A 13,660-nucleotide genomic window follows, 5' to 3' on the forward strand; every position below is an offset into this window, starting at 1 on the left:
AGACCGGAATTCCATCGGTCAACCCAATTTGCGAAATATTTTTTTAGCCGTCTCGATCGATCATCGGCAAAGCAACGACGGAGTTCTTCCGTCGCTTGCAGTCGTTTCGGATGCATCGAGAAGATTCGCGCAACTGCGCACGTCTGCTTCGAATCGACAATGACTTTCTAACGCCCCCTGCCACGAGCACGGATATTGTTTCGCATTTTGCCCAAGCGCAGTGAAGTGCCGCACAGACAAAGCCCCGCTCAATAAAACTCCGGAGAGTTACCCACGCTCTGTACGGACGATAGCGAGCCTCGCAAAACGTGAACCGCCCCAGGTGCCACCGTCATCCGATGCATTTGTACCTGGTACGCACGACTGTTTGTCCATGGCGGGTATTCGAGTTCCGCGCCGATGAGCCTAGATTTCATATCCATCGGAGCCCGTGGCCCGATCAGCATCTGATCCCAAACAATGTATCTGGAGGTTGAATCATGAGCACATCACACAAGGTCGTCGTCGTTACCGGCGCATCCCAAGGCATTGGCGCCGAGTTGGTCAACGCGTTCCGCAAGCTCGACTATCGCGTCGTCGCAACCGCGCGATCGATCAGGCCGTCGGACGACCCCAACATCGTGACCGTGGCCGGCGATATCGCCGATCCGGCAACCGCCCAGCGCGTGATCTCCGCGGCTGTCGACCGCTTCGGCCGCGTCGACACGCTGGTGAACAACGCCGGCATCTTCGTCGCCAAGCCCTTCACCGGCTACACCGCGGAAGACTATGCGGCCATCACCGCAGTGAACCTCTCCGGCTTCTTCCACATTACCCAGTTCGCCATCGTCGAGATGGAAAAGAATGCGAGCGGTCACGTGGTCAGCATCACGACCAGCCTCACCGATCACGCAATCAATGGCGTACCCTCGGTACTGGCTTCGCTGACCAAGGGAGGTCTGAACGCGGCCACGAAGTCCCTCGCAATTGAATACGCGCAAAAGGGCATTCGCGCTAATGCCGTTTCCCCGGGCGTCATCAAATCGCCGATGCACCCGAAAGAAACTCACGCGGCGCTCGACGCACTGCATCCCATTGGTCACATGGGCGAAATGAGCGATGTCGTCGGCGCTGTGCTGTATCTGGATGCCGCGCCGTTCGTGACCGGCGAAATCCTGCACGTCGACGGCGGCCAAAGCGCCGGCCATTGATCGGCCTTGGGCGCCGCAATCGGCGCCCAGCAAGTCAACCCACGTTTATGGAGGTTCACATGCCCATCGTCACCATTCAGGTAACCCGCGAAGGCAGCAAGTCCGGCAATGATTCCGTCACTGCCGACGAAAAAGCCGCGCTAATCGGAGGCGTCAGTCAGTTGCTGCTCGACGTGCTGAACAAGCCGCTCGAATCAACCTTTGTCGTCATTCAGGAAGTGGAGACCGAGAACTGGGGCTGGGGTGGACTGCCCGTTGAAGCCTATCGCAAACAGCGTGGCTTGAAGCCGGGTTAAATGCCAGCACGTGCGCGATGATTCAGAACGAGCTTCGTCGAATGAACGAGGGCGCAATCTCAAGGAAGCCTAACTCTCCTTCTTGCGCCCTCATAACTACGACGACCGCTAGCCCGCAAACTGCTGGAGTTGCCTGATGCTCTCCTTCAGTTCGCGGTCCAATGCCGCAACCAGCTCGGCCGCAGGCAGCGACCTCGCCAGCGCGGCTCCCTGTCCCGCCCACTGCGCGCCATAGCCGAATTCGCCGGTGGCTTTCGCGGCCGCATGAAGCGCCTTGCCGGCATCGTATGCAATTGGATAGGCGGGCGGCTTTGGCGAGCGCGCGTCGCTGCCGAGTTCGGTGAACCGGTTCACCATGCTTCTCGCAACGCGCCCCGAAATCGCTGCCGTAAAAGTCGTTCGGCGAGCCGCGTCCGCAAGCATCGCTCGACGATAACCGTCGTCGATCGACGTCTCCGGGCACGCAACAAAAGCGGTGCCCAACTGAGCCGCTTGAGCACCCAGCGCGAGAGCCGCCGCGATCCCGGCACCGTCCATGATGCCGCCTGCAGCGATCACCGGCAGGTCGAATTCGCTGACAAACAGACGCGTCAGCGCAAATACGCCCAAGCCGTCGTCGACTGCATCCGGATCGAAAACACCGCGATGCCCACCGGCCTCGATACCTTGCGCGACGATCGCATCGACTCCCGCCGCTGCAACCTGCGCAGCCTCATCAAAGTTGGTTGCGCTCGCGAGCAGCCTGATACCCGCCTTCTTCAGTTCGGCGATCACATCGGAGGAAGGCAAGCCGAAATGGAAACTCACGATCGCCGGCTTTTCCTCGACAAAAACTTGCAGCATGGCCGGGTCCGCCACGAAGCTCGTGTAGATCTCCGACAGTGACGCCGGCGGCGCTGCGCCGTATTTTTCGAAATACGGCGCGAGCCAGTTCAACCATTGGCGCTCGACGGCCTTGTCAGCTTGCGCCGGTCGATGACAGAAAACGTTGATGTTGAATGGTTTGGCCGTCAATGCGCGTGTCTCTCTAATGACCTTGCGCGCTCCTTCAGCGTTCATCGCTCCGACGCCCAGCGAACCGAGGCCGCCGGCATTGGACACGGCCGCCGCCAATGCCGGCGTGCTGACACCCGCCATCGGCGCCTGCACAATCGGCTTCTCGATACCCAGCAAATGCAGCAACGCGCGATTGTCCGTCTGCCTGATCATGTCTGTCCCCTGTGGATGCTCACTACAATATAGTCCTGATACTGCGTGCAGCCTCTGATTCCGCACCGAAGGCGAGCGCGCCGCCCGTAGCCTTCACTTCCCCGTCGCCGAAGGGCTCACTGCCCGGTCAAAATAACGCGCTCAGACAGGACATCGAAAAAACCATGCAACGTCAATTTGAAGACGTCCTTCTAGGCACTATCGAACTGTTCTGTCTCGCCGCGGAACTGGAGAGCTTCACTCTCGCCGCGACCGCCGCAAGCGTCACGCCGGCTGCGGTCAGTCGCTCGGTCGCGCGTCTGGAGACGCGCCTGGGTGTGCGCTTGTTCGTGCGGACCACGAGACAGATCCGGCTGACGGATGCGGGACGGCGCTACTTCGAACAATGTCGGCAAGCGCTGCATCAGCTTGCGGACGCCGAGCGCGAAGCAACCGGACAGCAGACCACCCCGACCGGCGTGTTGCGCATCAGCATGCCGACGCCATATGGTCACTACCGGGTGCTGCCGCTGCTCGCGGAGTTTCGTGCGCGTTATCCCGGCGTCACCGTCGAAACGCACCTGAGCAACCGCAACATCGACTTTGCGGAAGAAGGCTTCGACCTGGCCATTCGCGGACGCGCGCCGGGCGACTCGAATTTGATCGCGCGCAAGATCGAGGATGCGGAACTGGTCGTGGTCGCGTCGCCCGCGTATCTGCGCGGAGCCGCCAAACTAAAGACGCCGGACGATCTGGTCCATCACGACTGCATCCAGTACGCGCTGCCGAGCAGCGGCCGCAACTTGCCATGGCTGTTCACACAGAATGGCGAAGAAGCCGAAATGATGACGCGCGGCGGCTGCGCGGCTTCTGGCGACGTGCTTTCCGGAGTGACCCTGGCGCGCCACGGCGCGGGCATTTTTCAAACTTATCGGTTTATCGTCGACAAAGACATTGCCGACGGCACGCTCAAGGAACTGTTGAAGCCCTACGGCGGTTGTTCGCGGCCGTTCGTGCTGCTCTATCCGCATGCGCGACATCTTTCGTCGCGCGTGCGCAGCTTCGTCGACTTTCTGATGGAAAAACTCGCACCGTAGTGCAACCGCCTGATTGCCAAGCCTTCCGCGCAACCGGCCAAGCCGTTCGTGCCCAGATGCGGCGCAAGCATCCCAATATTTGCAACGACTGCATCAGCCGGCATAAATCAACGAGCTCGCAGCCCAATTGTTTTAGTTTATGAAACAGTGATTTCGCCAATTAGGTATTTACCCTACTTTCTCGTCCTCCTAGACTGTCATCACTGCAGCAAACCAAGCGTTTGCAGCCCAAACAAAACAAGTCTTTGGAGGTAGTCACCATGAAATCGCTCGTTCAAGCCGTTGTTATCGCCGCTACCCTTGCTGCTCCGGTCGCCGTTTTCGCCCAGTCGAACCAGCCGTTGACCCGCGCGCAAGTGCGCGAAGAACTGGTTCAGATCGAAAAGGCTGGCTACAACCCGGCCCGTTCGAACCCGAACGAATACCCGGCGAACATTCAGGCTGCCGAAGCACGCGTTGCCGCGCAAAACAGCGCAGTGGGCGGTGTCGCTAGCGGTTCGTCGCAACAAGGCCATGCAGTAGCGCAGTAAGCCTTCCGGCCCGCAGGCCGTCGCTTCACCGGAGTGGGCGCACGCTGCGCCCGGCTGCTTCGCACCACGGGCCCGCGATCGTGATTTCGTTACGATCGCGGGCCCGTTTCACATCAGAACCTCCGCCCCGGATTCCCGGTGGCTTCGCATGGCTGTCACCGGCCGGGTGGCGTTTTCTTCCCGATGCGGCCGCAGCCCGCGAAACAACGCTAATCCGCGACTATCAAACGACACCCGGACTCACGTACGCGGTCTTGACCGTCGTATAGAACTCACGGGCATAGCTGCCTTGCTCGCGCGGACCGTAGCTCGAACCCTTGCGCCCGCCAAATGGCACGTGATAATCCACGCCGGCGGTTGCCGTGTTCACCATCACCATGCCGGCCTGCACATGCCGACGGAAATGAGCCGAGTACTTCAGGGAGGTCGTGCAGATGCCTGCGGAGAGTCCGAATTCCGTGTCGTTGGCGACTGCGAGCGCCTCGTTGTAGTCCTTGACCTTGATGACCGAGGCCACCGGGCCGAACACTTCTTCCCGGTTGATGCGCATCTCCGGCGTCGTGTCGGTAACCAGTGCCGGCGCGAGGAAGTAGCCGCGCGTGTCCCGCTCTACGCGCTCCCCGCCGAACACCGTGCCGCCCTCTTCGCTTGCGATCGCGAGATAGCGTTCGTCCTGCTGGAGCTGTTTGTCGTCGACGACCGGACCGATGTGGGTGCCGTCGGCCAGCGCATCGCCCACCTTCAACGCACGCATGCGTGCTTTCATGCCGTCGATGAAGCGCTCATAAATACCTTCGGTCACGATCAGGCGGCTCGACGCAGTGCAACGCTGCCCCGTCGAGTAGAACGCACCGTTGATGCACGTTTCGATCGCGACATCGAGGTCGGCGTCGTCGAGCACGACCATCGGATTCTTGCCACCCATCTCCAGCTGGAACTTCTTGCCGGACGCAAAGCATTTCGCGCCGATTGCCCGGCCGGTCGCGACCGACCCGGTGAAGCTCAAGGCATCGACTTCCGGCGAAGAAACCAACGCTTCGCCGACCACCGAGCCGCGTCCCATCACGAGATTGATCACGCCCGCCGGCGCGCCCGCCTCGGCGATGATCTTGACCAGTTCCCACGTGCTGCCCGGCACCAGGTCGGCCGGCTTGACGACGACGGTGTTCCCATACGCGAGCGCCGGTGCAATCTTCCACGCGGGAATCGCGATCGGGAAATTCCACGGCGTGATGAGGCCGATCACACCCAGCGGCTCGCGCGTCACTTCCACAGTCATACCCGGGCGCACGGACGGCACGGTCTCGCCGCCCAGACGCAGCGCTTCGCCCGCAAAGAACTTGAAGATCTGCCCGGCGCGGCCCACTTCGCCGATCGCCTCGGGCAGCGTCTTGCCTTCTTCACGCGCGAGCAGCCGGCCGAGCTCGGCCTTGCGCGCGAGGATCGTGCTGCCCGCCTGATCGAGGATGTCGAAGCGCTGCTGCGGCGTGGACAACGACCATTGCGCGAACGCCTTGCGCGCGGCGCTGATCGCCCGTTGCGTCTGCTCGGCGTCGGCCTGCGCGAACTCGCCAATCACGTCGTCGAGGTTGGACGGATTGACGTTGCGCGACACGCTCGCGCCTTCTACCCACTGTCCGTCGATGTAGTTTGCAAACTGGCTCATGCTGTCTTTCTCCGGTCGATACCGATTGAAGCCTCCGCCGGCGAGACCTGACCGTCAGGCCGGAACGGAGACGACTGGAAACACCTGAAGCTATGCGCGGCACGACCGCCGCGCCATATGATCACGATACGCTCAATACGTGCGAGCCGATCAGGCCACACCGAGCAGCCCGCGAGCCGCCAGATTCCGATAAAGCGCGCGCACGCCGAACGTCCACGGTTCGATTTCGGTGCTCAGCCGGACCGTATTGGTCAGCGCGCCGAGTTGCGGCGTCGAAATCGTCACGAGGTCGCCCAGGTGATGAGTGAAGCCGCCGCCGGCGGCGTCACGGTCTTTGATCGGCGAGAACATCGTGCCGAGGAACAGCATGAAGCCGTCCGGGTACTGGTGATGCCGTCCCCACGTCTGCGTGACGAGGTCCGCCGGATCGCGGCTGATTTCGCTCATGTGGCTCACGCCTTCGAGCACGAAGTCGTCGTCGGCGCCTTCCACGCGCAGCGCGACGCTTGCCGAGCGCACCGAGTCGAGCGAGAAGCTCTCGTCGAACAGCCGCACGAACGGCCCGATCGCGCACGAGCCGTTGTTGTCCTTGCACTTGCCGAGCAGCAGCGCCGAGCGGCCTTCGATATCGCGCAGGTTGACGTCGTTGCCCAGCGTCGCGCCGACGATCTGACCGCGGCCATTCACCGCCAGCACGATCTCGGGCTCCGGATTGTTCCAGGTCGACGCCGCGAGCAAGCCCACGTCAGCGCCGAAACCCACAGCCGACATCGGCTGCGACTTCGAGAACACTTCCGCGTCCGGGCCGATGCCCACTTCCATGTATTGCGACCACGCACCGCGCCGTTCGAGTTCGGCCTTCAATTTCATCGCGGCGTCCGAGCCCGGCTTGATCTTCGACAGGTCCGTGCCGATCGTCGTTGCGATGGTCTCGCGGACTTCCTTCGCCTTCGCTGGATCGCCACCCGCCTGTTCTTCGATCACGCGTTCGATCAGACTCACCGCGAACGTGACGCCACACGCCTTGATGGCCTGGATGTCGCACGGCGCGAGCAGCCGCACGGCCGGCGCGGCTGCGCCGGGCAGGTTGGCGGCGATCAGTTGCGCCGCCCCGCCGAGCGACAAGCCAGGCGCCGTGCGCGCGACTTGCGCTGCGTTCTCACGCTCGAACAGATCGGCCGTGGTCGGCACGGTCGCGGTGATGTCGAACACCTCACCGCCGCGCACGACGACTACGCACGGGCCTTCATGCTCGTCGGTCTTGCGCCACACGCGCCCCACGAGCAGCGCCTGGTCGAGGTCGTCGGGGAGGAAACTGGATTGGGAAGTTTCGGACATGGGAGTGGTTTCTTCAGGAAAGTTGGGAAAGCAGAACGGCCAGGCCCGATGTCAAACCGGAGCCCGGCCCTGCAACCTGCGCGTCAGTGCGAATGCCTCGGATTGCCACGTTCGGCAATCACTTTCAGATAAAGCGTCGCGGGTTCGAGACAGCCGCCGGTGGAAAGCTGACCCACCGTCTGGCGGTACAGCTCCTGCCAGGGCGTCTGCGCTGGCGGAATTGTGAAGGTAGCCGTTTCACGGCGCCGCGCGAGTTCGTCCTCGTCGACCAGCACGTTCACGCTGCGCGAATTCAGGTCCACGCGAATGCGGTCGTTCGTGCGCAACAGCGAGAGTCCGCCGCCAACGGCTGCTTCGGGCGACATGTTCAGAATCGACGGGCTTGCGGACGTGCCGCTTTGGCGTCCGTCGCCGAGCGTCGGCAACGATGTAATGCCCTCGCGCACGAGCGCGGCCGGCGGTGCCATGTTTACCACCTCGGCGCTACCCGGATAGCCCACGGTGCCCGCGCCGCGAATCACCAGAATGCAGTGCTGGTCGATTTCGAGCGACGGGTCGTTGATGCGCGCGTGATAGTCCTCGGGACCGTCGAACACGATGGCTCGCGCCTCGAATGCGTTTTCCTTGCCGGGCTCGCTCAGATAGGTCTGCCGGAAAGCATCACCGACCACCGACATCTTCATGATCGCGCTGTCGAAGAAGTTGCCCGACAGCACGATGAACCCCGCACCGTGTTTGAGCGGCTCTTCCGCTGTCATGATCACGTCGCGATCCGCCGCGGGCGCATCCGCCGCGATCTCGCCGATGGTGCGGCCCGACACGGTCAGGCATTCGCCATGCACGAGTTGCGCGTTGACAAGCTCTCGCAACACGGCGGGCACGCCGCCCGCGCGGTGGAAGCTCTCGCCCAGATATTCGCCTGCGGGCATGCAGTTGACGATCAACGGCACCTGCTCGCCCACGCGCTGCCAGTCGTCAAGACTCAGCTCCACGCCCATGTGCCGCGCAATCGCGATCAGATGCGGTGGACAGTTGCTCGAAGCGCCCAGCGCCGACGCCACCACGATGGCGTTTTCGAACGCCGCCTTCGTCATGATGTGCGACGGACGCACGTCCTCGCGCACCAGATCGACGATGCGTTTGCCGGTCGCGTAAGCCATCTGGCCGCGTTCGCGATACGCGGCGGGAATGCTCGCGCAACCAGGCAAGGACATGCCAAGCGCCTCGGCGAGACTGTTCATCGACAGCGCGGTGCCCATCGTATTGCAGTGTCCGATCGACGGCGACGACGCCGTGGTCAACTGCATGAAGCCCTCGTAGTCGATTTCGCCAGTGGCAAGCAGATTGCGCGCATGCCAGATGACAGTGCCTGAACCGACGCGCTTGCCTTCGTGCCAACCGTCGAGCATCGGGCCGCCCGACAGTACGATGGCGGGCATGTCGACGGTCGCCGCCGCCATCAGACAGGCGGGCGTGGTCTTGTCGCAGCCGGTGGTCAGCACGACGCCGTCGAGCGGAAAGCCGTGCAGAATTTCCACCAGCCCGAGATACGCGAGATTGCGGTCGAGCGCGGCGGTCGGCCGGCGGCTCTGCTCGGCGAGCGGGTGGACCGGAAATTCCATCGGAATGCCGCCCGCGTCGCGAATGCCGGCCTTCGTGCGCGCGGCGAGTTCGATGTGATGGCGGTTGCACGGCGCGAGATCGCTGCCCGTTTGCGCGATGCCGATGATGGGCCGGCCCGACTGCAGCTCTTCACGCGTCAAGCCGTAGTTCATGAAGCGCTCGACGTAGAGCGCCGTCATGTCCGCGTGCGATGGATCGTCGAACCATTCCTGGCTTCTCAGCCGGCGCGGTGTAAATGCTGACATGTTGCTTATCTCTCTGTCATGGGGAGGGTTGAATCGCTGGCGCGCGGCGCCGCGTGCGCCGTCTGGCGGCTGGGCTTGCTGGCGTCGGCCGGCGCTGCCCGTGTCAGCATGCTGCGCGGCACGAGCAGGATCAGCATACAACTAACCAGCAGACACGCGCCGAGCGCATACGTGCCGTTGTTGATGTCGCCGGTCAGGTTCTTGGCGACGGCGGTGATCATCGAACCGGTGAAGCCCGACAGATTGCCGATCGCGTTGATCATCGCGATGCCGGCCGCGGCGGCCGCGCCTGACAGCAGTTGTCCGGGAAACGTCCAGTAGATCGGCATCAGCGCGAGAATGCCGGCGGTGGCGATCGTGAGGAACGTGATCGCCAGCACGACTTGATGCGCGAACGCCGCGCTCAGAATCAGGCCGAGGCCGCCGATCAGCGCCGGGATCGCCGCGTGCAGCCGACGCTCGCCGGTCTTCTTCGAATGCGCCGCGTTGGCGAGCGTCGCGATGATCGCGACGCCGTAAGGGATTGCCGTAAGCAGGCCGATATGCAACGGGTCCTGCACGCCGGTCGCCTTGATGATCGACGGCAGCCAGAACGCCAGTCCGTAGAAGCCCGTGTTGAAGGTCAGCAGAATCGCGACCAGCAGCCACACGCGCGGATCGCGCACCGCAGAGCCGAAACGCGCGGTCTTCTGAGCGCTCTCGCGTTGCAGATTCGCGACGAGCAGGTTTTTCTCCTGCGGCGACAGCCAGCGTGCGCGCTCGATGCCGTCGTCGAGCGAGAAATACACGACGAACGCGGTCAACAGCGACGGCACGCCTTCGATCAGCAACATCCACTGCCAGCCCTGGTAGCCGAACAGCCCAGCGGTGTGGTCCATCAACCAGCCCGACACCACGCCGCCCAGCATCAAACTGACCGGCATCGCAATCAGAAAACCGGACATCACGCGGCTTTGACGCTGCGCCGGAAACCAGTAGTTCAGGTAAAGAATCACGCCGGGAAAGAAGCCGGCCTCGCAGATACCGAGCAGGAAACGCAGCGTGTAGAACATCGTCGCGGTCTCGACGTGCGCGAGGTGCGCGAGCGGCTCGACGAAAGCGAGCGCCATCGACACGAGGCCCCACGTGAACATGATCCGCGCGATCCAGAAGCGTGCGCCGTAGCGATGCAGGAACACGTTGCTAGGAATCTCGAAGATGAAGTAGCCCCAGAAGAAGACGCTGGCGCCGATCGCGTACATGGTGTCGGACAGGCCGAGATCGTCGAGCATCTGAAGCTTCGCGAAACCGACATTGACGCGGTCCAGGTATGCCACGACGTAGCACAGCAACAGCACCGGCAACAGGCGGCGCACGACCTTGCGATAGGTCCTCTCCTCAAACTCGCTGATCTGCGCGGCAGGCGCGGCGACAGCGGACGGCACAGTGGTCATTCGAATCTCCATCAGCGTATTTTTTGTGCGAAACGCCTGGGCGTCACGGCTCACGTGCCACGCGACCCGATACATCGTTTCCGGGAACGTTACCGGTAACATTTCTGGGTCTGCATGTTACGCGTGGCCAACCATCCGAACAACCAAGGGATATCCCTGAGGTGGAGACGACCGCGGGAACGGTCTGCTGATGTCGCGCTGAACCGGCGCGCCGCCGGCTCAGGTGCTGTCCCGCGCAATCACGGTGAAGTCGATCTTGACCGCTTTCGTACGCTGCGGCTGTCCGGCCTCGCGCGCCGCCAGCGCGGCGAGCAACGTCTCGCCGGCGCGCAAGCCGATCCCATATGCGTCCACCGACACGGTGGTGATGGTCGGCTGACAGCACCACGACACCTCGAAGTTGCCGAAGCCGGCAATCGCGATGTCGCCAGGCACCGACAGCCCGCGCCGGTGACACTCCATGATCGCGCCGAACGCCGACATGTCGCTCACGCACATCACGGCCTCGGTATCGGGCCATGCGTCGAGCAATGCGCCGATCGCGGGCGCGCCATGACTCATTGTGATCGGCGATTCGCCGAGCCGGATCACGCGCGGCTCGCCGAGCCCCAGCGCTTTCATTTCCGCGACATAGCCGCGCGCCCGGTCGAGACCGCGACGATCGCGCTCACTCGCACCGGCGATAAAACCGATGCGCCGATAGCCGCTCGCGTGCAGATGCCGAACCATCGCGCGCGCGGCGGTCGCATTCGAAAAGCCCACCGCCGTATCGATCGGATCGGCAGGCAGGTCCCACATTTCGACGACCGGGATACCGGCGCGCTGCAACAGCGTGCGGGTCGCCTCGGTGTGGCGGCTGCCGGTCAGCGCGACGCAGCGTGGCTGATGGCGCAGCATCGAGCGCACCAGTAGTTCTTCCTGTTCGAGACGATAGTCGGTGTCGCCGAGCAGGAGTTGCAGACCATGCGGACTCAAAGCCGCGTTCAGGCCTCGTACCGTGTCGGAGAAGTTGGAACTGGACAGCGACGGCACCAGCACCGCGACGAACTCCGAGCGCCCCGACGACAATGCGCCCGCTGCCGCGTCGGCGACGTATCCCAGTTCGTCGATGACCTTCTGCACTTTTTCGCGGGTAGCCTGCGAGACGCTGCGCCCAGCCAGCACGCGCGACACGGTCATCTTCGAAACGCCGGCGCGTTCGGCGACGTCGGACATGCGGGGCGGAACGGGAGGCCTGGACGTCATGGTCTTGATCACTGCAAACGCGCGGAAGTCACGGAACGCACATGATACCTGGCGACACCTGGTATAGGGCCGGGTTTCAAGCGCGTTGCGCGTCTGCCCTCATTTCCGGCTCATGGCGAGAAGCCCCAGCGACACCGCGCCTGCGGCTGGCCCGGCACAGGCGAGCGAAACGAAAACAGGCCACCGGCCTGCGGCTGCTGCTGACGCTCGACCAGCGACAAGCCCTTCCACGCCGTCGATGCATAAACCGTCTGCAGATCGTCGCCGCCGAATGCGAGCTTCGTGATGTTGGCGCACGGAAACGGCACCTGCTCGACAACCTTGCCGTCGGGCGAGAAGCGCTCGATACGCCAGCCGCCGAACAACGCAACCCACACGTATCCCTCGGCGTCGACGGCCATTCCGTCCGGGTAGCCGTCGCCGGAAATGGCGGCAAAGATGCGTTTGCCTGACAAGGTGCCGTCTTCGTTCACATCGAACGCGTACACGACGCGCCGCAGCGTATCGTTGTGATAGAGCGTGCGTCCATCCGGACTCATCGCGGGTCCGTTGGTGATCACGTAGTCGTCGTCCTGCGCCACCACTTCGCCCGCGTCGTTCACGCGATACAGCGTGCCGGTGGGTTGCTCTTCACCGTCGTCCATCGAGCCGAACCACAGGTGCCCGCTCGCATCGACGAAGCCGTCGTTCAGACGGTTGCCCGGCAGATGCGGCTCGACATCCTTGAGCTTGTCGAATTGCCCGCTGCCGGCATCGAAGCGATACAGGCCGCCCGGCAGCCCGCAGACGAAACCGTGCCCGGCGAGCGGCACGACGAAGCCCGGCTGATCCGGCGCGTTCCACGTTTGCGTGTGTCCCGTAGCGACCGACAGACGATGGATATGGCGGCCCTTGATGTCGACGAAATAGACTGCGTTCTCCTCGGCCTGCCACACCGGGCCTTCGCCGAGTTCCGCATTGACCGGCCATACGCAGACAGGCAGGCGCACTTTCATTCTCCGTACCACCCGGCATCGACGAAATAGTCACGGCCGGAGCAGCGCGACGCGTCATCGGACGCGAGGAACAACGCCATGCGGGCGACATGCTCGGGCTCGATGCGCAAGCGCAGACATTGACTCGCGACCACCTTCGCTTCGCTCTCGGGCGACTGCCACAACTGCATTTGACGCGGCGTTCGCACCGCGCCCGGAATGATGCAGTTCACGCGAATGCCGGCATCGCCGAGATCGCGCGCGAGGCCGCGGGTCATCCCTTCGATCGCGGCCTTCGCGCTCATGTAGATCGCCAGCTTCGGCAAGGCGAGGTGCCACGACACCGAGCCGAGATTCAGGATCACGCCGCGCCCGATCTTGCGCATGCCGGCCGCCGCGGCCTGTGCGCAGAAGAACTGGTGCCGCAGGTTCACGGCCATGCGCTCGTCCCAATAGGTCGACGTGACCGCGTCGATTTCGTGCCGGTCGTCGTTGCCCGCGTTGTTCACGAGCACCTCGATCGGCCCGGCGAGATCGGCGATCTCCGCGAACGTGCTTTGAATCGCGTCGACGTTGCGCAAGTCGCAGCGGCGGAACAACGGCGGGTGCGGGTTATCGCGCAGCGATTCCTGCAACGCGAGCGCGTCTTCTTCCGCCACGTCGAGGAAGAAGACGCGCGAGCCCTGCCGTGCGAATGCTTCGACCATCGCGGCGCCGATGCCGCTGCCGCCACCGGTAATGACTACCGTTTTGCCTGAGAGGCTGGGATAGATTGCGTACGACATCTGATATTCCACTTGTTCCGAGAATGACTACCAATGCGGGGTGCCCAGCC

The 13,660-nt window shown here is 63.3% G+C and carries 12 protein-coding genes; 4 read left to right on the forward strand and 8 right to left on the reverse strand.

The genetic code is table 11. The features are described 5' to 3' along the window. Positions 1 to 479: 479 nt before the first annotated feature. Complete coding sequence (locus P0D89_RS22885) at positions 480 to 1,190, forward strand: SDR family NAD(P)-dependent oxidoreductase (RefSeq protein ID WP_408361503.1); 711 nt, start codon at positions 480 to 482, stop codon at positions 1,188 to 1,190. A 59-nt stretch (positions 1,191 to 1,249) separates the two neighbouring features. Further along, the gene (locus P0D89_RS22890) at positions 1,250 to 1,486 is read left to right on the forward strand and encodes a tautomerase family protein (RefSeq protein ID WP_408361504.1); all 237 of its coding nucleotides are present in this window, start codon (positions 1,250 to 1,252) and stop codon (positions 1,484 to 1,486) included. Between the two features lie 108 nt (positions 1,487 to 1,594). Here the strand turns inward: P0D89_RS22890 and P0D89_RS22895 are convergent, their stop codons facing one another. After that, positions 1,595 to 2,695, reverse strand: coding sequence for an NAD(P)H-dependent flavin oxidoreductase (locus tag P0D89_RS22895; RefSeq protein ID WP_408361505.1), 1,101 nt, complete (start codon positions 2,693 to 2,695; stop codon positions 1,595 to 1,597). Between the two features lie 164 nt (positions 2,696 to 2,859). Between P0D89_RS22895 and P0D89_RS22900 the strand changes: the two genes are divergently transcribed. Together P0D89_RS22900 and P0D89_RS22905 are read left to right on the forward strand one after the other, a co-directional pair. Then, positions 2,860 to 3,771 carry a LysR family transcriptional regulator gene (locus tag P0D89_RS22900; protein WP_408361506.1) on the forward strand — a complete coding sequence of 304 codons (912 nt, stop codon included), beginning with the start codon at positions 2,860 to 2,862 and terminating at the stop codon, positions 3,769 to 3,771. A gap of 260 nt (positions 3,772 to 4,031) precedes the next feature. After that, positions 4,032 to 4,301, forward strand: a complete 270-nt coding sequence (locus tag P0D89_RS22905; protein WP_408361507.1) for a DUF4148 domain-containing protein — start codon at positions 4,032 to 4,034, stop codon at positions 4,299 to 4,301. A gap of 223 nt (positions 4,302 to 4,524) precedes the next feature. Here the strand turns inward: P0D89_RS22905 and P0D89_RS22910 are convergent, their stop codons facing one another. The 7 genes from P0D89_RS22910 to xylB all read right to left on the reverse strand — a co-directional run bounded on the left by P0D89_RS22910 (position 4,525) and on the right by xylB (position 13,610). After that, complete coding sequence (locus P0D89_RS22910; protein WP_408361508.1) at positions 4,525 to 5,967, reverse strand: aldehyde dehydrogenase family protein; 1,443 nt, start codon at positions 5,965 to 5,967, stop codon at positions 4,525 to 4,527. Between the two features lie 150 nt (positions 5,968 to 6,117). After that, positions 6,118 to 7,305 carry a fumarylacetoacetate hydrolase family protein gene (locus P0D89_RS22915; RefSeq protein WP_408361509.1) on the reverse strand — a complete coding sequence of 396 codons (1,188 nt, stop codon included), beginning with the start codon at positions 7,303 to 7,305 and terminating at the stop codon, positions 6,118 to 6,120. An 83-nt stretch (positions 7,306 to 7,388) separates the two neighbouring features. After that, on the reverse strand, positions 7,389 to 9,173 hold the full coding sequence (locus P0D89_RS22920) for an IlvD/Edd family dehydratase (protein ID WP_408361510.1): 1,785 nt from the start codon (positions 9,171 to 9,173) through the stop codon (positions 7,389 to 7,391). Positions 9,174 to 9,178: 5 nt separating this feature from the next. Then, the gene (locus tag P0D89_RS22925; RefSeq protein WP_408361511.1) at positions 9,179 to 10,606 is read right to left on the reverse strand and encodes an MFS transporter; all 1,428 of its coding nucleotides are present in this window, start codon (positions 10,604 to 10,606) and stop codon (positions 9,179 to 9,181) included. Positions 10,607 to 10,825: 219 nt separating this feature from the next. Beyond that, positions 10,826 to 11,821, reverse strand: a complete 996-nt coding sequence (locus P0D89_RS22930; RefSeq protein ID WP_408361512.1) for a LacI family DNA-binding transcriptional regulator — start codon at positions 11,819 to 11,821, stop codon at positions 10,826 to 10,828. 140 nt (positions 11,822 to 11,961) lie between these two features. Beyond that, positions 11,962 to 12,846 carry an SMP-30/gluconolactonase/LRE family protein gene (locus P0D89_RS22935; RefSeq protein WP_408361514.1) on the reverse strand — a complete coding sequence of 295 codons (885 nt, stop codon included), beginning with the start codon at positions 12,844 to 12,846 and terminating at the stop codon, positions 11,962 to 11,964. After that, complete coding sequence (xylB, locus tag P0D89_RS22940) at positions 12,843 to 13,610, reverse strand: D-xylose 1-dehydrogenase (RefSeq protein WP_408361515.1); 768 nt, start codon at positions 13,608 to 13,610, stop codon at positions 12,843 to 12,845. The genes P0D89_RS22935 and xylB overlap by 4 nt, the downstream gene beginning before the upstream one ends. Positions 13,611 to 13,660: the final 50 nt, after the last annotated feature.

The organism is Paraburkholderia sp. RL18-085-BIA-A (assembly GCF_046027075.1).
GTDB lineage: Bacteria > Pseudomonadota > Gammaproteobacteria > Burkholderiales > Burkholderiaceae > Paraburkholderia.